17 protein-coding genes are annotated in these 21,064 nt (G+C 64.1%); 11 read left to right on the plus strand and 6 right to left on the minus strand.

What is annotated here, in order from left to right:
• Positions 1-129: 129 nt before the first annotated feature.
• From JI75_RS00560 to JI75_RS00575, 4 genes are all read right to left on the minus strand, one after another.
• Positions 130-1,398: a RidA family protein gene (locus tag JI75_RS00560; RefSeq protein WP_039687969.1), complete on the minus strand. Its 1,269-nt coding sequence runs from the start codon at positions 1,396-1,398 to the stop codon at positions 130-132.
• 490 nt (positions 1,399-1,888) lie between these two features.
• On the minus strand, positions 1,889-3,187 hold the full coding sequence (locus JI75_RS00565; protein WP_039687970.1) for an MFS transporter: 1,299 nt from the start codon (positions 3,185-3,187) through the stop codon (positions 1,889-1,891).
• Between the two features lie 156 nt (positions 3,188-3,343).
• Positions 3,344-4,150, minus strand: coding sequence for a creatininase (locus JI75_RS00570; protein ID WP_039687971.1), 807 nt, complete (start codon positions 4,148-4,150; stop codon positions 3,344-3,346).
• 222 nt (positions 4,151-4,372) lie between these two features.
• Positions 4,373-5,428, minus strand: coding sequence for a DMT family transporter (locus JI75_RS00575; RefSeq protein ID WP_039687972.1), 1,056 nt, complete (start codon positions 5,426-5,428; stop codon positions 4,373-4,375).
• Between the two features lie 604 nt (positions 5,429-6,032).
• Here JI75_RS00575 and JI75_RS00580 point away from each other — a divergent pair.
• On the plus strand, positions 6,033-6,593 hold the full coding sequence (locus tag JI75_RS00580; protein ID WP_240993183.1) for a TetR/AcrR family transcriptional regulator: 561 nt from the start codon (positions 6,033-6,035) through the stop codon (positions 6,591-6,593).
• A gap of 67 nt (positions 6,594-6,660) precedes the next feature.
• On the opposite strand, the gene JI75_RS00585 is transcribed toward JI75_RS00580, so the two are convergent.
• Positions 6,661-7,575 carry an RsmB/NOP family class I SAM-dependent RNA methyltransferase gene (locus tag JI75_RS00585; protein ID WP_039687974.1) on the minus strand — a complete coding sequence of 305 codons (915 nt, stop codon included), beginning with the start codon at positions 7,573-7,575 and terminating at the stop codon, positions 6,661-6,663.
• A gap of 239 nt (positions 7,576-7,814) precedes the next feature.
• On the opposite strand from JI75_RS00585, the gene JI75_RS00590 reads away from it, so the two are divergent.
• The 10 genes from JI75_RS00590 to JI75_RS00635 all read left to right on the plus strand — a co-directional run bounded on the left by JI75_RS00590 (position 7,815) and on the right by JI75_RS00635 (position 19,661).
• Entirely contained in the window at positions 7,815-9,599 is a 1,785-nt protein-coding gene (locus JI75_RS00590) for an FAD-binding protein (protein WP_039687975.1), read from the plus strand.
• 158 nt (positions 9,600-9,757) lie between these two features.
• The gene (locus JI75_RS00595) at positions 9,758-11,251 is read left to right on the plus strand and encodes a helix-turn-helix transcriptional regulator (protein ID WP_158407601.1); all 1,494 of its coding nucleotides are present in this window, start codon (positions 9,758-9,760) and stop codon (positions 11,249-11,251) included.
• A gap of 60 nt (positions 11,252-11,311) precedes the next feature.
• Positions 11,312-12,289: a DMT family transporter gene (locus JI75_RS00600; RefSeq protein ID WP_158407602.1), complete on the plus strand. Its 978-nt coding sequence runs from the start codon at positions 11,312-11,314 to the stop codon at positions 12,287-12,289.
• A gap of 43 nt (positions 12,290-12,332) precedes the next feature.
• A complete protein-coding gene (locus JI75_RS00605) occupies positions 12,333-13,157 on the plus strand; it encodes a class I SAM-dependent methyltransferase (protein WP_082019674.1) in 825 nt (274 codons plus the stop codon).
• Positions 13,158-13,187: 30 nt separating this feature from the next.
• Complete coding sequence (locus JI75_RS00610) at positions 13,188-14,156, plus strand: ABC transporter permease (protein ID WP_039687978.1); 969 nt, start codon at positions 13,188-13,190, stop codon at positions 14,154-14,156.
• Positions 14,157-15,044, plus strand: a complete 888-nt coding sequence (nikC, locus tag JI75_RS00615) for a nickel transporter permease (protein WP_082019675.1) — start codon at positions 14,157-14,159, stop codon at positions 15,042-15,044.
• 92 nt (positions 15,045-15,136) lie between these two features.
• Positions 15,137-16,705, plus strand: coding sequence for an ABC transporter substrate-binding protein (locus JI75_RS00620; protein ID WP_205911729.1), 1,569 nt, complete (start codon positions 15,137-15,139; stop codon positions 16,703-16,705).
• A gap of 15 nt (positions 16,706-16,720) precedes the next feature.
• Positions 16,721-17,509 (plus strand): ABC transporter ATP-binding protein, encoded by a 789-nt coding sequence (locus tag JI75_RS00625; protein ID WP_039687979.1) that lies wholly within the window; start codon positions 16,721-16,723, stop codon positions 17,507-17,509.
• 1 nt (position 17,510) lies between these two features.
• Positions 17,511-18,287: an ABC transporter ATP-binding protein gene (locus JI75_RS00630; protein ID WP_039687980.1), complete on the plus strand. Its 777-nt coding sequence runs from the start codon at positions 17,511-17,513 to the stop codon at positions 18,285-18,287.
• Positions 18,288-19,661: an MATE family efflux transporter gene (locus JI75_RS00635; RefSeq protein ID WP_052241467.1), complete on the plus strand. Its 1,374-nt coding sequence runs from the start codon at positions 18,288-18,290 to the stop codon at positions 19,659-19,661.
• A 63-nt stretch (positions 19,662-19,724) separates the two neighbouring features.
• On the opposite strand, the gene JI75_RS00640 is transcribed toward JI75_RS00635, so the two are convergent.
• On the minus strand, positions 19,725-20,978 hold the full coding sequence (locus JI75_RS00640; RefSeq protein ID WP_082019676.1) for an MFS transporter: 1,254 nt from the start codon (positions 20,976-20,978) through the stop codon (positions 19,725-19,727).
• Positions 20,979-21,064 lie beyond the last annotated feature (86 nt).

The following is a 21,064-nucleotide window of genomic DNA, read 5'->3' on the forward strand; positions in this document are numbered from 1 at the left end:
GATCCCTCCGCAGGCATGAAACGACCCCCGTTGCCGGATCGGCAGCGGGGGTCGCGCAAAAGGGGGTGCGAAGTTCGATCGCAGGTCGGATGCGCTCGGGTGAACCCGTGCGCATCCGATTCAAGCGGGCTATTTCACCGGAGGCGTGCCCTCGGCGTTTCCGAAGATGGCGTCGATCTGGACATGCGCATCCATGGGCAGGGTGTTGACGCCCACCACGCGACGGGCGGCCTGCGCCTTGGGGAAGAACGCAGCGTACACTTCGTCGACGGCGTCGAGGTCGGCGAGGTCCTTCAGGAAGATGTTCACCTTCACGGCGTCTTCCATCACATGATCGACGCTCTCGATGATGGCCTTGATGTTCTTGAAGCACTGCTCGGCCTCGGCCTTGGTGCCGCCGCCCACAAGCGCGCCGGTTGCGGGGTCGATGCCCAGCTGAGCCGAAATGTTGTTGTAGTGGGAGAAGGCAACGGTCTGGCTCGAAAGCGCGCTTGCGGGGGCCTGAGCATTGCTGCTGGCTTCGACGATGAGGCCATGGCGGTCTTCGACAGCCTGGGGAGGCGTGCCGTCGCCGTGGGAGACTACGGCCTCGATCTGCACCAGCGCATGCAGGGGAAGGTCGGTTACTTCGACGACCGTGCGAGCGGGCATGTAGCCCACCGCGCGGGCGATGCCCGAATCGGGGAAGAAGCGGGTGTAGGATTCGTTCACCGCGTCGAGGTCGGCGAGGTCCTTCAGGAACACGTTCACCTTGACGATATCGTCGAAGGGAACGTCGATGCTGGTCAGAATCGACTTGATGTTCTTGAGGCACTGAGCGGCCTGTTCTTTGGCGCCGCCGACGACGATCTGCCCGGTAACGGGGTCGACGGGCAGCTGCGCGGTGATGTTGTTGTAGTGCGAGAAGGCCACGCTCTGGGTGGACAGGTCGCTGAGGGGCGCGGCGGCGGTGTTGTTGGTGTACTTCAGCAGGTCGCCGGCCTGAGGTGCGTTGGGGATGGTGCCTTCGCCGTTCGAGACGAGGGCCTCCACCTGGATGTCGGCGTCAAGCGGGAGCGCCGCGACGGCGACCACGGTGCGGGAGGGCACGTAGGTGGGGAAGAACTGACGGTAGACGGCGTCCACCGCGTCCATGTTCTTGAGGTCCTTGACGAACACGGTGATGCGGATGACGTCGTTCATCACGTGGTCGATGCTCTCGACGACGGCCTTGATGTTCTTGAAGCACTGAAGGGCCTGGGCCTCGATGCCGCCCTCGACGACCTTGCCGGTCGCGGGGTCGACGGGAAGCTGGGCCGAAAGGTTGTTGTAATGCGAGAACGCCGCGGTCTGTGCGTACAGGGGGTTGACCGGTGCATTCTGGGTGTTGCGTGCAACTACTACGTTATCGCCGCTCATAGTGCCTCCTTCAGATGGTTCTCTTCCGTTGATCCGTGCGGCGAACCCGGTTTTCGGGCGGGTCCGCGCCGTTTCCCAAGATGGAGCCCTTCGTGTGCTCGCGACTCGTACCGCAAGCGTAGGCTATGCATCTTTCGAGGGAGTACATTGTAGCGTCTGAATGAAACGGTTTTGATACGTTTAATGAATTACCTGGTAGGTATACGTATTCATTATTTTGAGTATAAGTAGAAATGAAAAACTAATGATAGATAATGCATAAAAATTCAAGTTATAGATCGAAACATCCAGAATAAAGCAACTACCGCTTACCGATTGGCCGCTGTGGCGCCCTCGAGGGGGCGATATGCGCCGTATGGGCGAATCGAAGGGCGGATTGATGCATGCGGAGCCGTTCGGGCGGTGCGGAAACCAGCCTTCGGGGCCCGTTGCCGCATTACGGCCTGGGCGGCGGGTCCGAGGGGATCCGCCGCCGCAAGCAGTTGTCGGCCTACTCGATGTCGTTGAGGTGGATACCGTTGTAGTCGCGCGCGGTGAGCAGCAGGATCACGCCCGCGACCACGCAGATACCCATCATGTAGTAGGCGGGCGCCATGCCGTCTCCGGTCGCGTCGATAAGCGCGGTGGCGACGAAGGAGGCCGTCCCTCCGAAGATGACATAAGCGATATTGGAGCCCAGCGCGGCGCCGGTGTAGCGCACCTCGGTGGGGAACATCTCGGCTTGGTAGCACGCGATGTTGGAGTCGTTGATGGAAAGCGTCACGCACAAAACGAGCTGGGCGGCGATGATCACCGGCAACGACCCGGTTCCTAAGAGCGTGAACGCCGGGATGCTGAGCACGATGAAGGCGATGCAGGCGCCCAGGAGCATCCTTTTGCGGCCCACGATGTCGGACACCTTGCCGGCGACGAGCACGATGAGGATGTAGGCCACCAAGGCGATGTCGGTGGCGAGCTGGGCGGGAGCCGCCTCGATTCCCACGTAGCTGGTGAGATAGGTGGGAAGGTAGGTAAGCACCAGGTAGAACCCGACGGAATTCACCATGGTCGCGGCGATGCTGGACAGCAGGCGCCGGCCGTACTTCTTGAATACCAGGCGGCTGGGTCGGGGCGCTTCGGCGACGCGGTTGGTGTTCGCCGTCATATGCTCGAAGGCGGGGGAGTCCTCCAGCTTGGTGCGGATGTAGTGGGCGATGAGGCCCAGAGGTCCGGCCAGAAGAAACGGGATGCGCCAGCCCCATGCGATCACGTCGGACTCGGGCAGCAGCAGCTTGATGAGCAGCGCCATGGTCGATCCGGCGAACAGACCCGCTGCGGTCGAGGCGGGAACGAGCGAGCAGTATTTGCCGCGGTGCTCGGGTGGGGCGTATTCGGCCAGGAACACGGCCGCTCCCGAATACTCGCCTGCGGCGGAGAATCCCTGCACGCTGCGCAGGCATACCAGCAGAATGGGGGAGAGGATGCCCAGGGTTTCGAAAGTGGGCAGGCACCCGATGAGGAACGCAGCGCCGGTCATGAGGAAGATCGACATGGAAAGCGACCACTTGCGGCCCTTCTTGTCGCCCAGGCTTCCCCAAAACGCCGCTCCCAGCGGGCGGAAGATGAACGAGATGGCGAACACGGCGAACGCCAGAAGCGTGGAGTTTACCTCCGACTCGGGGAAGAACACGATACCGATGGTGATGGCGAAATACGCGTAGGTGGCGTAGTCGAACCATTCGATGAAGTTCCCCAGAAACGACGATAGTGCAACTTTGAACGGGACTTTCGGTGTCTCATGGCCGCTCATGGCAGTCTCCTCCCTAGGATTTCGTGGTAGTCCCCGCGAAAACAGACGACTTCGTTGAGCGCGGAAGCCGAGCGCGCACTGCATACGAGGTTCATGTCTCTCCTTTCGACCAGGCCCTCCGCGCCATGTATCGGAGGGCCCGTTCTTCGCGATGGGTTAGGCGAACTCGCGTTTTATGGCATCCACCATGTTGCGCACGGCCACGTCGCGCAGGATGACGCCCTTCTCCACCGACGACGCGGCGGGCGAGGACAGGCATCCCGAGGGGGGTGTGTACTCGGGGATGATGGGCAGCACGTCGTAGTTGGGCAGCACGGCGGGCAGATCGCGGTACAGCGGTTCGGCCGCCTTGCCCAGATCGACCAGGTCGGGGTAGAACAGCAGCATGAGCGACGTCTCCATGACGCCCGCATGCTCGAGGTCCCATCCCGTGAACCCTTCCGGGTACAGCCGCTCGATGGTCTCTTCGTCCACGAAGTCCCAGTAGGACATAAGTTGGATCTTCGCGTCGTCGATGCCGTTCGCGCGAGCGTCCTCGAGGGCGAGCTCGGCCCCTTCGAAGATGAACTGGAAGTTCTCGTAATGGCCGTTCATCAGCACGATTTTGCGGGCTCCTTGGGCGATCAGGCTGAACACGATATCGCGGGCCAGGGCGATGAGCGTCGTGCCGCGCAGGCTGGTAGTGCCGGTGAGGTGGAACCCTCCACCCGAGCGCTGCTGCGATCGGTAGCCGTAGTTGATCGGTGCGGCCACGATGCCTTGGACAGCGCCTCCGGTCGACTTCGTGAGAGCCTCGGCGGTTGCACCCGCCATAGACTTCGTGAGTGCGGCGTCGACGCACATCGCCATATGCGAGCCGTGCTGCTCGAGAGCTCCGGCGGGGACGAACATCACCACGTCGCGCTCGAATTTCTCGCGGTAGGTGAAGGCGTCCATTTCCTCCATGTAGACGGTGCTTTTCATGTTGGCCTCCTATGGGAATTGCGATCGCTTGGTGCAAGGCGGCGGCCGATCGGGCTTTCGCCCCTCGCGCCTCGAGGGCGCACGGCGGCAAGCCGGGCCTGCGATCGCGCGGTGCGGGAATGAGGTGTTCTTTCAGGGAGCGGACGAGGGCTGGTAGCTGGGGTGCGCCGCGTTCTCGGTCGGCGATCGCTCGGCGCCCGTCGCCCGCTCCGGAGGGCGGCTCTAGGCCTGCGCGGGGTCGGCGCTTTGGCCGCCCGGCTGTTCGTCGGGCAGCTTGCCGGCGTCGCCTTCCTTGCCGGCTGCGCTGGTGGAAAAGAAGATCTGCGCCACGCCGCCGACGACGATCAGGGTGCCGCCGATGATCTGGAAGACGGTCATGGTCTCGCCGAACAGCAGCAGGCCCAGGAACGAGGCCATGATGGTCTCCTGGTAGGAGATCGCGGCGAGTTCGCCGGCCTTCAGGCGCTTAGTAGCATGCGTGAGCAGGTAGAACGCGCCGAACCCGGTGATGAGCGCTGCGGCGATCAGCACGGCCCAGGACGAGGCGGGCATGGTGAACAGGTTCCAAGCGTGGGTGATGATCTGGCCGGAGGCGTCGAACTGGGTCACGCCGTTGACCTTCTCGGTGTAGGACAGAGGCTGCAGGAAGAAGTGGTGCCAGATCATCAGCACGATGATGGACAGCGATCCGAACAGGAAGTTCCACCAGGAACGGACGTTGGAGTCGCAGTCCTCGCGGTAGCGCGAGAAGAACAGGTACAGGCCGTAGGCGACGCCGGATGCAAAGGCGATGGCGTTGCCGAACGAGTACTTGGGATCGAGGTCCAGCGTGAGGCCCTCGGGGGTGATGATGCCCACGATGAACAGCATGCCCACCACAACGGCCACGATGCACAGGATGCCCTTGATGTTCAGCTTCTCCCTCAGGAAGATGGCTGCGAGCACGGTCGAGTAGATCGGGCCCGTGTAGATGAGAAACGATGCGTTCGCCAGCGTCGTGTACTGGGTGGACAGGCAGTACAGGCCCGAGAGCAGACCCAGGAAGATGCCCGAGAGAAGCATCGTGCCGGAGAAGCGGGTTTCCCGGACTTTTTTGAATCCACCTATGAACAGGAAAATTAAAGAAAGTGCGAGGAGCCCTGCAAAGTTGCGCCAGAAAGATACGAAGTCGCCTGGTGCGTCGATGAACCGTGCGAAAGCCCCGATCCCGCCCATCAACGAAGATGAGCCGAACATCATGATAAAGCCGATGAGCTTGTACTTAGCTCGTTCGTTCATGTATCCCTCCTTGGTAGGTTGACCGTTCCATTGCCAAAAGCAGCGCTGCTATTAGGGCCTAAGAAGTGCGGATATATAAACCTGAGTAGGTGCTCGTCTGTTTCTTTTCGTATTCGTCTCTAAAGATCGGTGGGGGCGCGCCGGTGCGCGCAGGGTCCTGTGTCTGGCTCTGAAAGGCCCGGACGCCTGGCAAGGGGGTTTACTGTCACCAAGCATCCGAGGCTTTCGGAGCTAACGCGTTCGTTCGGTCGCTTGCCCGATTTCCGTCCCGGCGCAACCGCCGTCGGCTTGGTCGGAAGAAGCTCCCGTCCTTTTCTGTAAGGGAATGATGACGTGCGTAAACCGTTGTTTCAAAGGTCGTTGGAGGGAAAATGCTACAGGTAGTAGACATAAACGAGGTATTTGTCTATTAATTGGAACAGATAGGGGTAAAAGTCCCGAGAGACCGAACTATCAACGGCGAATGTAACGCTATGATGGACGAAACGCGAAAAATGTTGCCGTTCACGTTATTGAACACGTCGACTGTTGCGGAGAGATTGGGGGAACCATGCTTCCAGATCTTGCTCGTGGGGAAGACATCTTCAGCTCGCCTGAACTGCGCATGAAAATGCGTATCCTTCATGCGGTGGACAAGCCGCTCGACCGCATCACGATCACCGAGATATGCAAGAACGCCGGCATATCGCGCCAGGCCTTCTACCGCCACTTCCAAAGCAAGTACGACATCCCCTGGTGGCACTCCATCTTCTGCCGGCAGTTCTATCTGAACGAGATCGGGCGCTCGATCGATTGGAAAACCGGCTACTACCACCATCTGCGCCTGATCAACCAGGAGCGCGACTTCTACCGGAAGTCCATCCAGTACAGCATCAACACGCCGTTCGGGCAGACGGTCATGCCCGAGAACCGCAAGGTCGTGCTGCTGGATACCCTGGAGAACTACCGCCATATCGAGGTGAACGACAACATGCGGTTCATCGTCGAGATCTTCTCCAAGCTGGAATGCGAGGTGCTGAACGACTGGTTCAGGTCGGACCAGCCTACCGACCTGGTGCGATGGACCGACGACCTGGTCAGCCTCGTTCCCGACCGCCTGTTCAGGGCGCTTCAGCTCGACCAGGCCATGCCCGATGGGACGCCGGTTCTGGGGCTGTTCCACTGATGGTGCGGCGCACGCACGCGCCCGCATGCGGCGAGGGGTTGCATGCGGGCGCGTGCGGGCTTGCGCCCTAGCCCGTGCGGACGATCTTGGCGACGAAGAAGCCCTCGTAGCGATCGGTGGGAGCCAGGCACAGAGCCCCTTCCAGGCTGACGGGCAGGCGGGGAAGCTCGCTTGAAGCATCGAGGTCGAAGGGCTTTACCGAGAAGGCGCGGTCGCGCGGCGCGCGGCGCAGCCCTTCTTCCACGATCGCCTCGTTTTCTTCGCGCAGAATCGAGCAGGTGGAATACACCAGCGTTCCCCCCGGTTTCAGCAGTTTGAGCGCCTTGTCGAACAGGGCCTGCTGCGACTTGCGCGATTTCTCGATGAGATGCGGGGTGAAGCGTTTCTCCACGCGGGGGTCTGCGGCGCTCAGCGTTCCCGACCCCGAGCAGGGGGCGTCCAGCAGGATTCGGTCGAACGAGAAGAAATCGTCCAGCCGCCGCGCGTCGGTGCGCATCACCGTGACGTTGCGGGCGCTCTGGCGGTTGAGGTTGAACTCCAGCTTTTCCGCACGGGGAGCGTGCATCTCGCAGGCGGTGATGCGGGCGCCCGCGCCGGTGAGCGCGGCGATCTGCGTGGTTTTTCCACCGGGGGCGGCGCACATGTCGCAGATGTCCTCACCTGCGCGCGCCCCGAGCGCCAGCGGCGGGATCATCGAGGAGAGGCTCTGCATGTACAGATGGCCGCTTTCGTAGGCGGGAAGATCCCAGACGTCGCGCTGGCTTGCCCGGGGCAGGGCGAGCGCGTCGCGGTACCATCCGACGGGCTCCCAGGAGATGCCCGCCTGGTCGAGCGCTTCGGCGACGGCATCCCGGTCGGACAGCAGGGTGTTGGCCCGCAGCGTCACCGCCCGCTTCGCAGCGAGGCCCTCGACGATGGTTGCAGCGAGGTCTGCGCCGTACTGCCGGGCCAGCAGGGGCTCCAAAAACGCGGGGATGGCCATGCGATCTCGATTCTCCGTCAGGTTCAGATGATTTACCAGATGAAAGCATATCTCACCCCTTTTGGTCGAGGGGCCGACTGCATAAATTAAGCCTTTTGGGTCGGTGGCGCGGGCGCGCGGGCGGGGCATGATCTTCCCATGGATCGAACCGGGCGAGGCCCGGGCAGACGAGAGGCGCCGGGGACGCGGGCAAGCGGGCCGACGGCGCCGCAGGATTCCTAGGGAAGGGATACACGAACATGGCAGAGATCTCCAAGGGCATCAGCCGCCGCGGTTTTCTGACGGCATCCGGGGCGGTTGCGGCGGGCGCCGCGGCGTGGGGCCTGGCGGGCTGCGCTCCGAAGGCGAAAAGCGAGAAGGCCGCAACCGAGGCCTCCGCATCGACTGCGGGCGGAACCGCCGGCTTCGACGGAACCGGCAACCTCACCTGGCTGGGTGAAGCCCCCTCTATCAGCGATTCCGAGGTTTCCGAAACCCTCGAGACCGACGTCATCGTGGTCGGCCTGGGCGCATCGGGCCCGGCTGCGGCGCGCGCTGCCGCAGAGGCCGGCGCCAAGGTGCTGTGCTTCGAGAAGGCTTCGGCCCTCACCTCCGTTGCAAGCGACATCGCGGCTCTGGGCGGCAACACGCTGGGCAAATGGGGCCGCGGCGACGGCTTCCTCGACAAGACCATGATCGTGAACCGCCACATGGCCGAGGGCAGCTACCACACGCGCTTCGGCGTCATCGAGCGCTGGGCCAACGAGTCGGGCGCTACGCTGGACTGGTTCATCGAGGCCAGCAAGGATGCCTACATCGCCGACGAGACCTGGTCCGAGATCCCGGCCGACAAGCAGGCGAACTACATCGCCCCCTTCTTCTATCCCATGCCCGAGACCTACGACTGGACCAAGGAAGACCTTCCGTGCTACCCCACGTCCATCACGTTCAGCAACCTGAAGAAGGTCCAGGAAGACAACCTCCAGGTCGCTTTGGACAAGGGCGCCGAAGTGCGCTATTCGTGTCCCGCAGTCAAGCTGATCGCCGAGAACGGCAAGGTCACCGGCGTGTACGCCAAAGACGTCACGTCCGGCAAATACGTGAAGGCCACGGCGAAGAGCGTCGTTCTGACCACGGGCGACTACCTGGGCAACGAGGACATGATGAAGTTCTACGCCCCCGAGACGGTGGAAAACGGCGTGGGGACGCTCTGCATCACCATGGATTCCGAGGGCAAGCCCGTCAACGTGGGCGACGGCCATAAGATGGCCGTGTGGGCAGGGGCGGCCATCGAGCAGTGGCACGCACCCATGATCCACCACATGGGCGGCGGCGCCGGGGCCGACGGGCGCGGCGTCATGGGTGCCAACGGGTACCTGTGGCTGAACCTGCACGGCAAGCGCTTCATGAACGAGGACCTGCCCGGCCAGCAGCTGGAAAACCAGGTGGAGCTCCAGCCCGGCCGCGAGTGCTACCAGCTGTTCGATTCCGCTTGGCCCGAGCAGCTGAAATACTTCCCCGCAGCTCACGGCATCGCGTGCATCTACCGCGAGGACGAACTGCCCGCCTACACCGCCAACGGCCTGAAGATCAACGTGCGCACCCCTGCCGACCTCGAGGCCGCCGTGGCCGACGGCCGCTGCATCAAGGCCGACACCATCGACGAGCTGCTGTCGAAGATCTCCGGCATCGACGCCGAGACGGCCAAGAAGTCCATCCAGCGCTACAACGAGCTGGTCGCCGCCGGCAAGGACTCCGACTTCGGCAAATCCTCCCAGCGCCTGTTCGCTCTGGAGAAGGCCCCGTTCTATGCCGCGAAGTGCACCCCTGCTCTGAACCTGGGTGCGCTGGGCGGCGTGGTGTCCGACGAGGACTGCCACGTGTTCACCGGCGAGGGCGAGCAGATCGAGGGCCTGTACGTGGCCGGCGGCCCCCAGGGCGGGCGCTTCGCGGTGGAGTACCCCATCTCGATGAAGGGCCTGAGCATGGGCATGTGCATCACCTTCGGGCGCATCGCGGGCGAGAACGCCGCTGCGCATAAGTAGCATCCTTCCGAGCGCCGCCTTTCCCCTCCCGCTGGCGGCGCTCCGACGAGCCGGGCGCAACCTCTGCGGCCCGACGCGAACGGCCCCGTTTGACGGGGCCGTTCTGCGTTATGATAATGGTGGCATATTTCGTCCGAAACACATGCGGAAGAGAAGGTATGGCGTCACAGGAAATTAGCGGCGAACAGGGGAAAGGCGGCCGTCCGTCGATGCGGGCGCTGCTTCCGGCCACCCAGGTGTTCGGCTTCTGCTTCTACTGGGCCTGGGTGTACCTGTCGTTCAACGCGTCGGCATCCGTCAATCCGGTTCTCTCGACGCACCTGAACCTCGTGTACGTTCACTTGGCGTCGATGATCGCGGGCGTGGCGTTCTACGCGGTGATCATCGGGTTCTCGCGCCGCCTGCGCGTGCTGTTCGAAAGGCGCGTTCAGCTGGTGGCCGCAGGCGCGCTCATGGCGGCGGGCACCGCGTGCTACGCGTTCGGCGACCGGGCGCCGTTGCCGCTGATGCTGGTCGGAGCCGTGGTTTCGGGCGTTGCATCGGTGTGGTTGGTCATCTTCTGGGGACGGTTGTTCAGCACGCTGTCGGCTCGCAACATCGTGTTCGCGACGGCGGTTTCGTTCGGGTTCGCGCATGCCATCTACTATGCGGCGCTGCTCATGCCCGAGGTCGCGACGGGCGCTATCACCACGGTTCTTCCCGTGTTGGCGGCCGCCCTGTGCCCCGAGCCCGAGAAAATCCATCGGTACCTGGGAGGTTCCCAGTCCGACGAGGGGGATTCGCCCGACGGCGCGCCGTCCGAGGGCGCGGAGGGCCCCCGCTTTTCCCTGGTGCCGTTCTCGCGCTTGCCGTGGAGGGTGGCTTTGGGCCTGGCTGCGGTGATGTTCGTGTACGGCGGGGCGCGCGTGTACGTGGCTTCGTTCGACCAGTCCGGGTTTTTCGGGTTCGAGAGAACGGCGGGGCTGACCATCGCGGTGGTGGCGGCGTTCGTGGTGTGGGGCGCGCTCTTCCAGGGTGAAAACGCCAGCTTGGGAGCTGCCTACAAGATGACGCTTCCGCTTCTGGGAAGCGCGCTGCTCATGGTGGCGATCTTCGGATACGAGTACGTGGCGCTCATCGCCCCCCTGATGACCGGTATTCAGGTGGTCATCGAAATACTCTCATGGGTTCTGCTGGCCGATATCGCGCGCACGACCCGCACGCCGGCCTTCCTCGTGTTCGCCATCGGGCGCCTGGCCGTTCAGGGCGGTATGTTCGCCGGCCAGCTGTCGGCGTGGCTGTTGGTGGACATGGTTGCGCCCTTCGCGGTGGCGGGGATCTTCGCGCTCATGCTGGTGACGGGCTTCATGTTCGACAGCCAGGACACGCTTCTGGTGTTCGAGGCTCCCAGCAAGGTCGAGCGCGAGCAGGCCGAGCGCAGGATGGGCCGCTCGATGGGGGATCACCTCGAGGATATGGCGGAAACCTACGGCCTCACCCAACGGGAGAAGGAGATCTTCTTGCTGTGGGTGACGGGGCATGGGTCAAAGTACATCCAAGAATCCCTGGTCATCAGCCCTTCAACGGTGAAAACCCACGTGCGGCACATCTACGAGAAATGCGGTGTTCACAGCAGGGCCGAGATCATGCGCCTGCTGGAGATCAGGTCGTAGGGAAGACGGGTTCGGGCGCGCGACGCGCAAAGCGGCTGGATGCGAGTGGAGGTGCGATACGTGGAAGCGGCGAGGAGCAATAAGGCGCTGGGTGTGGTGTGCATTTTAGCAGGGGCTTTGTGCTGGGCGTTTTCGGGTACCTGCGTGCAGTACCTCACGCAGGAGCACGGCATGGATCCCCATCTGGTCGTGTGCGTGCGCCTGGTGCTGAGCGCCGCCATCCTCATGACGGTGTGCCTGGTTACCATGCGCGACCAGCTGAAAAGCATCCTCACGAACCGCAACGCGCTCATCGACCTGGTGCTGTACGGGGTGTTCGGGTGCTTCGGATGCCAGTTCACCTACATCATGTCCATCGCGATCAACACCGCCGGCATTGCCACGCTCATGGAGCAGCTGGGAAGCGTCGTGGTCATCGGGTACGCCTGCCTGATGGAGCGCCGCCTGCCGCGCAAGCGCGAGCTTACCGCCATCGTGCTGGGTACCGTCGGCATGACGCTCATCTGCACGCAGGGCGACCTCAGCGGCTTGGCGCTCAGCCCGCAGGGCCTGTTCTGGGGCGTTTTGAGCATGGTGACGCTCGCCGCCTACGTGCTGCTTCCCACCTATCTCATGAAGAAGTGGAACGGGGTTGCGGTCACGGCGCCCAGCATCATGGTCGGCGCGGTGGCGGCCCTCATCTTCCTCCATCCGGTCGGCTCTGCCTTCCCCGCCGATCTGGGTGCGATCGCGGGCATTCTGGGGTCGGTGTTTCTGGGCGTGGTGCTTCCCTATCCGCTGTTTTTGCGGGGCCTGCGCGAGGCGGGCCCGGTGGTGGCCGGTCTGCTTACCGGCATCGAGCCCGTGGCCGCCCTGGCGTTCACCACGGTTTTGCTGGGAACGGCGGTGACGGGGTTCGATGCGGCCGGTGCGTTCTTCATCGTGGTGATGCTCGCCGTGGTCGCGCTTCCCGACAAGCCGCGCAGGCTGATGCGCGGGCCGTCGTTCGGTTCGTCGTCGCCGGACGACGGGGTTCTGGACGAAGGGCCGTCGCTCTGATAGTGTGACGAAACGTAGTTTCGTATCACGGGAGAAGGTAGCGATGGCTTGCAGTCACAGGTCGCCGAGCGGGCGGGGCGCGCAAGCGTGTCCTGCGGTTATCGACCCGCAGGAGATATCGAGGTACTGGGACGTGCGCGCTCCCAGTTACTCCAACGGCGTTCGCGACGAGATGGCGGGGTTCGAGCGCCGCGCCTGGACGCAGCTGCTCTCAGAGCGGCTCGCCTCCCTGGGCAACCCGTCTGATCTGCGTGTTCTCGACCTCGGCTGTGGGCCGGGCTTCTTCAGCATACTGCTGGCGCGCCAGGGGTGCCGGGTGGATGCGGTCGATGCGAGCGAGGGGATGCTTGGGCAGGCGCATGCGAACGCGGTCCGCGCGGGAGTGGAAAACGAAATCACTTTCCATAAAGGCGATATTAAGTTAACCTGCTTTAACGACGATTCGTTCGATGCGATCGTCTCCCGCAACGTGACATGGTTGTTGGACGAACCTCTGCAGGCTTACGGCGAGTGGCATAGGCTGTTGGTTCCAGGCGGGAAGATGATCGCGTTCGACGCGAATTGGTACCGCTATCTGATCGACGCGGAAACCGATCGGAAACGGACGGCCGATCAGCGCGATTCCTCGGTTCTGGAGTGGTCTGCCGATGCGGTGGCGACGTCGGTGGAGGAGCGCGCATGCGAGCAGATCGCCCTGCGCCTTCCCCTCACTTACGAGCTGCGCCCTTCGTGGGATGCGGCCGTGTTGACGGATTTGGGTTATTCGTCGGTCCTTACCGACGAATCGGTGTGGCGCCGCGTGTGGTCGAGGGGCGAGCAGCTGTTCTACGCAAGCTCGCCGCTGTTCATGATCGAAGCGGTGAAGTAAGAAGCGATCGAAAAGGTAACGGACGCCCGGATGAAAAGATACGTAGCGCGCAGGCTGCTGCAGCTGGTCCCCATCCTGCTGGGGATCACCCTGCTGTCGTTCGGCATGATGCGCCTTGCCGGGGGAGATGCGGTGACGGCGCTGATCGAGAACCAGGGCGCGGCGGTTTCGCAAGACGTCATCGACCAGAAGAAGGCCGCGCTCGGCCTCGACAAGCCCTTTCTCGTGCAGTACGCCAACTGGCTCGGGGGCTTTTTGACCGGCAACATGGGCGACAGCTACGTGTCGGGAAAGCCCGTGTTCGACACGTTCGCCTCGAAGCTGCCCGCCACGCTTCTCTTGACGCTCTCGTCGGTGGTCTGCACGGTGCTCGTCGCGGTGCCGTTGGGCATCTATTCGGCGACGCACCGGAACCGCGCGAGCGACTACATCATCCGGTTCGGCAGCTTCGTGGGTAACGCCCTGCCGAACTTCTTCGTGGCCCTGCTGCTGATCTTGGTGTTCGCGGTATGGCTGGGGTGGCTCCCGGTGATCTCGTCGCCCTTGGGGCAAAGCGGGATCGGCGCCATCAGGCCCATCGGTTTGGTCTTGCCCACCGCGACGCTGACCATCGCCATGGTGGGCAAGTACACGCGGCAGGTGCGCGCCACCGTCCTCGACGAGCTGGGGAAGCGCTATGTCGACGGAGCTCGGTCGCGTGGGATCCCCGAGCGCCGCATCCTGTACGGGAGCGTCCTGCGAAGCTCGATGATCATGATCGTCACCATGCTGGCCCTCTCGATCGGGGATCTGCTGGGAGGGGCGGCCATCGTCGAGTCCATCTTCCAGTGGGACGGGGTCGGCAAGCTCGCAGTCGATTCGATCGCGCTGCGCGACTACCCGATCATCCAGGCGTACGTGGTGTGGATGGCCGTCATCTACGTGGTGGTGAACCTCGTCGCCGACTTGGCGTACCGGGCGCTCGATCCGCGCGTCCGGATAGACGGGGAGGGCGCCTAGATGCAGGGGACCCTCTCAAACGGTGCGCGCACGAAGCTCTTCGTGTTCGGGGGCTTGGCTTGCGCGGTGGCGGCGATCGCCGCGTTTTCCTCCTTCCTGTGCCCGTACGACCCCAACGCGCAGGATCTGGCGAACGCCCTGGCGTCGCCCGGCGGCGGGCATTGGGCCGGGACGGACCGCTACGGCAGAGACGTGCTGTCGCGCGTCATCGCGGGGGCGCATGCAAGCGTGCTCGCGGCGCTTGTGCTGGTGGCGATCAGCGGGTCGCTTGGAGCTGCGATAGGCGTGGTGTGCGGATGGTTCGGAGGGCGCCTCGACGCGGTGCTCATGCGCACGTCCGACGTGTTCCTGGCGTTTCCCGGCCTGGTGTTCGCCCTGGCCGTCGCCGGCGTGCTGGGAGGCGGGATCCACAACGCCGTGATCGCGCTGGCGGTCATCAGCTGGCCCAAGTACGCGCGGATCGCGCGCGGGCTGACGCTGGCCCGCAAAAACGAGGCCTATGTGCAGGCGGCCCGCATGAGCGGCTGCACGACGGCGCGGCTTTTGGTTCGCCACCTTCTACCCAATATCGCCGGCCCGGTGCTGGTGACGGCCGTTCTCGATATCGGCACCATGATGGTCGAGTTGGCGGGCCTGTCGTTTCTGGGCCTGGGAGCGCAGCCCCCTGCGGCCGAATGGGGCTCGATGATGAGCGACAACCGCAGCCTGCTGCAGACGGCTCCCTGGACGGTTCTGGCGCCCGGCGTGGCCATTTTCGCAGCGGTGTCGGTGTTCAACCTGTTCGCCGATGCGCTGCGCGACTGGATCGATCCCGCCAACCGCGCATCGGGCTACGGTTGCCAGGGGCTGCTGAAGAAGAGTCCTCCCGGCGGCGCCGATTCGGCATGACGGCGCAGCTGCGGATTTCGAAAGGTATCGATGCGCCCGGTCGAGCCGGGCGCCCGAAGGGGCCTGCGAGCCCCGATCGAGGAAGGAGTTTCATGGAAGCGAAGAAGAGAAGGCGGCTGCCCCTGCTGGCGGCATCCGCCGCGATGTCGTTGGCGTTGGTCGCGACGTTGACGGGATGCGTGCAGACGTCGGGCGGCGGCTCGCCTGCCGGAAAGACGCTGGTGTACGGGACGACGGCCTACAGCGTCGAGATGGACGACGCGGGGCTGAACCCGCACAGCGCCTATTCGGGGTGGAGCTGCGTGCGCTACGGCGTGGGCGAGACCCTGTTCAAGTTCTCGGACTCGATGCAGCCCGAGCCGTGGTTGGCCGACAGCTACGAGTTCGTGAACGATCGGACGGTGAAGATCACGCTGAAGGAGGGCATCGCGTTCAGCTCGGGCCGCATGCTGGACGGCGCTGCGGTTAAGGAGTGCCTGGACGATCTGGTGGCCACCCACGACCGGGCGCCGAAGGACCTGAAGATCGCGAACATCTCGGCCGAGGGCAACGCGGTCGTTATCGAGTGCACCGAGCCGTGCCCCAGCCTGATCAACTTCCTGTGCGATCCGTACGGCGCCATCATCGACATGCAGGAGGGCGTCTCCGAGACGAAGTCCGTCGTGGGCACCGGCCCCTATGTGGCCGAGTCGGTGTCGGACACCGAGATCAAGCTGCATAAGAACGTGACGTACTGGAACGGGGATCCCAAGCTCGACACCGTGGTGGTCAGCTCCATAACCGATGGGGATACCCTGACGTCTGCGATGCAGTCCGGCGAGATCCAGGCTTGCAACGGCCTTCCCAACTCGAGCTACCAGCTGTTCGACAACTCCAAGTACACGATTTCCAACGGCAACACCAGCCGCGTGTTCTTCGGTCAGCTGAACTACAACTCCCCTGTGCTCCAAGACGAGGCCGTCCGCTCGGCCATAGCCCAGGGCATCGACAAGCGTGGTTACGTGGATACCCTGCTGAACGGCCGCGGCGTGGTCGCCAAGGGGATGTTCCCCGAGACGATGGAGTTCGGCAGCAAGGACCTGAAGGTCCCCTCGTTCGACAAGGAGGCCGCCAAGGCGACGCTCGAGGCCGCCGGATGGGTCGATTCCGACGGCGACGGCATCCGCGAGAAGGACGGTCAGAAGCTGACGTTGCGCTGGCTTACCTTCCCCAGCCGTCAGGAGCTTACGCTGTTGTCCGAATCCGCCCAGGCCACGCTTGGGGAAATCGGTTTCGACGTCCAGGTGAACAGCACGTCGAGCCACGCCGAGGTGCGCAAGGACAAGGCGGCCTGGGACGTGTACTCCTACAGCATGGTCGTCGCGCCGACGGGCGACCCGGATTACTTCTTCAGCGCCTGCTGCCTGGACGGTTCGACTAAGAACTACGGCGGCTATCGCAACGATGAAGTCGAGCGGCTCTCCGCCCAGCTCAAATCGACGTTCGATCCGCTCGAGCGCGCTCGGATCGCCGCTGCCATGCAGCAGCTCATCGTCGATGACAACGCGTTCGTGTTCGCCAGCTTCCTGGAGACCGGCATCGTGACCGACGCGAAGGTGACGGGACTGAAGCCCCATCCGTGCGACTACTACGAGATCACCGCCGATCTCGACATCAAATAGAGAGGCTGGTTTCGGATGACGGCCGCGCTGCTTGAATACGAGCGACTGAGCGTCTCGCTGGGCGGGAACCCCGTTCTGCGCGACGTGAGCTTCTCCTTGCAGCGCGGCGAGATCCTGTGCGTGGTGGGGGAGTCGGGCAGCGGCAAGAGCACGCTGCTGCTGGCCGCTTTGCGCCTGCTGGGGCCGGCCGGGCTGGTGACGGGCGGCACGGTGAGGTTTTGCGGCGAGGACGTGAACCGCATGCCCAAGGCCCGCCTGCGCGATCTGCGCGGGTGCGGCCTGGGCATGATCCACCAGGACTGCCTCGCTTCGTTTTCTCCCCTGCGAAGGATCGGAGACCAGATCCACGAGGCACTGGCGGCCCACGGATCCGTGTCGCGCGCCGAGAGCGACCGGCGTGCGGCCGATATGCTCGCGCGCCTGAACTTCCCCGATCCGCAGCGCGTTTTGTCCAGCTACCCGTTCGAGCTGTCGGGCGGCATGGGCCAGCGGGTGGGCATCGCGCTCTGTCTGCTGATGGGCCCGCAAGCGGTGTTGGCCGACGAACCCACCAGCGCTCTTGACGTGGTGTCGCAAAGGCTGGTGGTCGACGAGCTTTTGCGCGCGCGCCGCGATTTCGATCTGGGCATGGTCGTGGTCACGCACCATATGGGCGTCGCGCGGGCCATGGCCGATAGCGTTCTGGTTCTGAAGGACGGCCGCGTTGTGGAGCATGGGGCGGCGTCGGACGTGCTGTCCTGCCCGCGCGACGCCTACACCCGAGCGCTTCTGGACGCGGCTCCTCGACTGGAAAGGGGTGTCTGAGATGGGCGCCAACGCCGATCGGGTCCCCGTGCTGTCGGTGCGGGGCCTTTCCAAGACGTTCCGTTCGGTGCGGGGCGCCGACGTCGCTGCCGTGGACGATGTGACCTTCGACGTGGCCGCCGGCTCGTGTTTCGGGCTGGTGGGGGAGTCGGGCAGCGGCAAGAGCACCGTGGCCTCCCTCGTCATGGGGATGGTTCGCCCCGATGCCGGCAGCATCGTCTTGCAGGGCGAGGACATCGCGCATCTGCGCGGACGTCGCGCGCGGCTTATCTTCGATCGGGCGCAGATGGTGTTCCAGAACCCCGTAGGGTCGTTCGACCCCCGACATACGCTGGGATGCGGCGTCGCCGAGGGGCTGCGCAACCGCGGGATGGCGAAAAAGCCCGCCGAGATGCGCGCTCGTGCCCTCATGCAGCGCTGCGGGCTCGCCCCCGAGCTTTTCGAGCGCTTCCCCCACCAGGTGAGTGGCGGCCAGTGCCAAAGGGCCGCCATCGCACGCGCCCTGGTGTGCCAGCCCGCGCTGTTGATCTGCGACGAAGCGACCAGCGCCCTCGATGTGACGGTCCAGTCCCAGATCGTGGAGCTGCTCGAGGGGATTCGGGAAGAGACGGGGATGGCCCAGCTCATCATCTGCCACGATATGGCCCTCGTCCAGCGCATGTGCGATACCGTTGCGGTGATGTGCGCGGGCCGCATCGTCGAATCCGGTCCTGCGGACCAGGTCATCGCCCATCCCCGGCACGATTACACGAAATCGCTCATCGAGGCTGTGCTGTAGATGGCGAGCTCCGGTTCGAAGCGGATCGATCTGACCCAGGGGCCGCCCGTCAAGGGCATCGTCTCCTTTGCGCTGCCCCTTCTGGCCTCGAGCGTTATCCAGCAGCTGTATTCGACGGTCGATCTGCTGTTCGTGGGCAATATCCTGGGGACTTCGTCCATAGCGGCCGTGGGCATCGGCGTTTTGCTGATCGCATGTTTGGTGGGATTCTTGACCGGGGCGTCGACCGGCTCCAACGTCGTCATAGCCCAGGCGTTCGGCGCGGGCGACGAGCGGCGCGTGAGAAGCGGGCTGGCGTCGTCGGTGGCGCTCGGGCTTATGTTGGGCGCCGCGCTTGCGCTGGTCGGGTGGCTTTCGGCCCCTTCGTTCGTCGCGTGGATGCGTACGCCCGCCGAGGCCGCCGACGACGCGCTCGCGTATCTGCGCGTTTACTTCATCGCGATGGTGGCGGTATCGCTGTACAACCTGTGCGCCGGGGCTTCGCGCGCGCTGGGGGATTCGTCCACCCCGATGGTCGCCCAGGCGGTCGGCGGCGTGATGAACATCGCCGCCAACTGGCTGTTTCTCTGCGCGCTGGGCATGGGCGTCGAGGGCGTCGCCTTGGCGACGCTGCTGTCGAACCTGGTGGCGGCGGGGCTGGTCGCGCAGCGCCTGTTCCGGGAAGGGGGCCTCGGTGCGGACGGCGGCATGGGCGCCCATATCGATTTCAGGCAGATCCGCGCCATGCTGGCGGTAGGGCTTCCCATCGGGATCCAGGCGTTCGCCATCTCCCTTTCCAACGTGTTCGTCCAGCACCAGATCAACCTCATGGGGGTCGACACGGTTGCGGCGTTCGCGACGTATTTCAAGGTCGAGCTTCCCATGTTCTACGTGATTCTCGCCTTGGGGCAGACCACGACCACGTTCGTCGCACAGAATCACGGGGCGGGTCGGGAGGACCGATGCAGGAAGGGCGTGCGCATCTCTCTGATCGTGGCGCTTGCGGCGACTCTGGGGCTTTCGGCGCTGATGCTGTCGGTGGGCTACTGGGCGTTCTGGGTGTTCGACGAGGATCCTGCGGTTATCGAAACGGGGCTGCGCATCATCGCCGTGACGTTCCCCTTCTACTTCCTATACGTGTTTCATCAGGTGCTGGGGGATGCGCTGCGCGGTTACGGCGCAACGCTGGGCCCCATGGCCGTGGTGGTGGCCAACATCTGCGTGGTCCGCACGGTCCTGCTGGCCCTGTTCACGGCTCAGGCGCCCTCGGTCGAGGCGGTGGCCGCCGTATACCCCGTCACGTGGGCTGCGACCTCGGTCAGCATGGCGGTGCTGTACGTTCGCCACAGGCGCCGCTGCGCCGCCCGCGAGGCGAGGGGCCGCGCGAACGCGTAGGGCGGACGGGTCCGTATCGGTGAGCCGGCCGGCCGAAGGTCCGGCCCACCGCGCCCTTTTCGCCTAACGCAGCTTCGGGTGCGCCAGGCACAGGACGAGTCCTGCGACGACCAGCGCGAGGTTCAGCGCGAAAGGCGCCAGGGGGTTCAAGCCGTACAGGGAGGTGGACAATAGCGGCGCGATGATGTAGGTCAGGCCGTTGTTCGACATGATCAGCCCCGCGAGGCCTCCCTGCTCTTCGGGTTCCACGTTCATGGTGGGCCCTGCGTTGTACCCCGGCATGGCGAACCCGCATCCGGCTGCGATCAGGATGGATGCCGCGGCTATCAAGGGAAGCGTCGACGCTGCGATGAACAGGGCGAAGCTTGCGACGATCAGCGCGAATCCGACGCGCAGCATCTTGCGGGCGGACAGTTTCATGCGCGGGGCGATGACGCCCTGGAACAGGATCATCGTGACGGAGGTCAGGATCATGATGCTGGCCGTGTACCCGGCGGTGGAGGTGGCGTCGAGCCCCAGCCGATCCTGAATCATGAAGCCGAACACCGATTGGAGCGACGAGAACGACAGGAACAGGACGAACCCTGCGAGCAGGAAGGGAAGCACGCGCGGGTCGAAGTAGCTCACTTTGCGGGGTTCGCTCTGCTCGGTTTCGACGGCTTTGGGCTTGAATGCCAGTGCGACCACGGCGAACGCGGCAAGCATCAGAAGCGGCATGACGCCGAGGGGCAGCATCAGGCCCCCGATCATGGAAAGGGCCCCGCCTGCGACAGATCCCAGGATCCCCGAAAGCCCGTTCATGGCGCCTAGGGTTCCGACGGACTTCACGCGGTCCTCTTCGGTTTCGCACCGCGACACCAGGTGGTACTGCGCGGCGGGCATCACGCCCGAGATCGAGCAGCCGTAGAGGAATCCTCTGGTTGCGATGGCCCCGAACACAAGCCAGAACCCGGCGATAAGCCCCTTGTCGGCTGCGAACACCACCGCGGCGAAGCTGCCCAGCGCCACGAACCCTCCCAGCATCGACGCCATCAGGACGCGCCTCGCCCCGGTCCTTTGGGCATACGGCCCCCAGAAACGACTGAACAGGGTGAACATAAGGGCGGCGACCGAGATGATGGCGCCGACGCTCCATTCCTCCATTCCCAGCGTGCGTGCGAGGGGTGCCAGGACGGGGTTGAGGATCATCTGGCCGGTGTAGGCCAGGATGACGACGGCGAGCAGGATCTTGGTCTGGTTCTTCTCCGCCCTGTCGCACTCGGCGTGCGGCGTGCTGGGCCCGTCGCTTTTCGGAAGGGTTGCGGATTCGGTGTCCATCGGCATCTCCTTGATTCTAGAACGGTGTTCGAGTGTATGATAGAACACCGTTCTAGATTGTCAATGAAACATCGGGGGGATGGGAC

Origin of the sequence: Berryella intestinalis (genome assembly GCF_000814825.1) — a bacterium.
GTDB classification, from domain to species: domain Bacteria; phylum Actinomycetota; class Coriobacteriia; order Coriobacteriales; family Eggerthellaceae; genus Berryella; species Berryella intestinalis.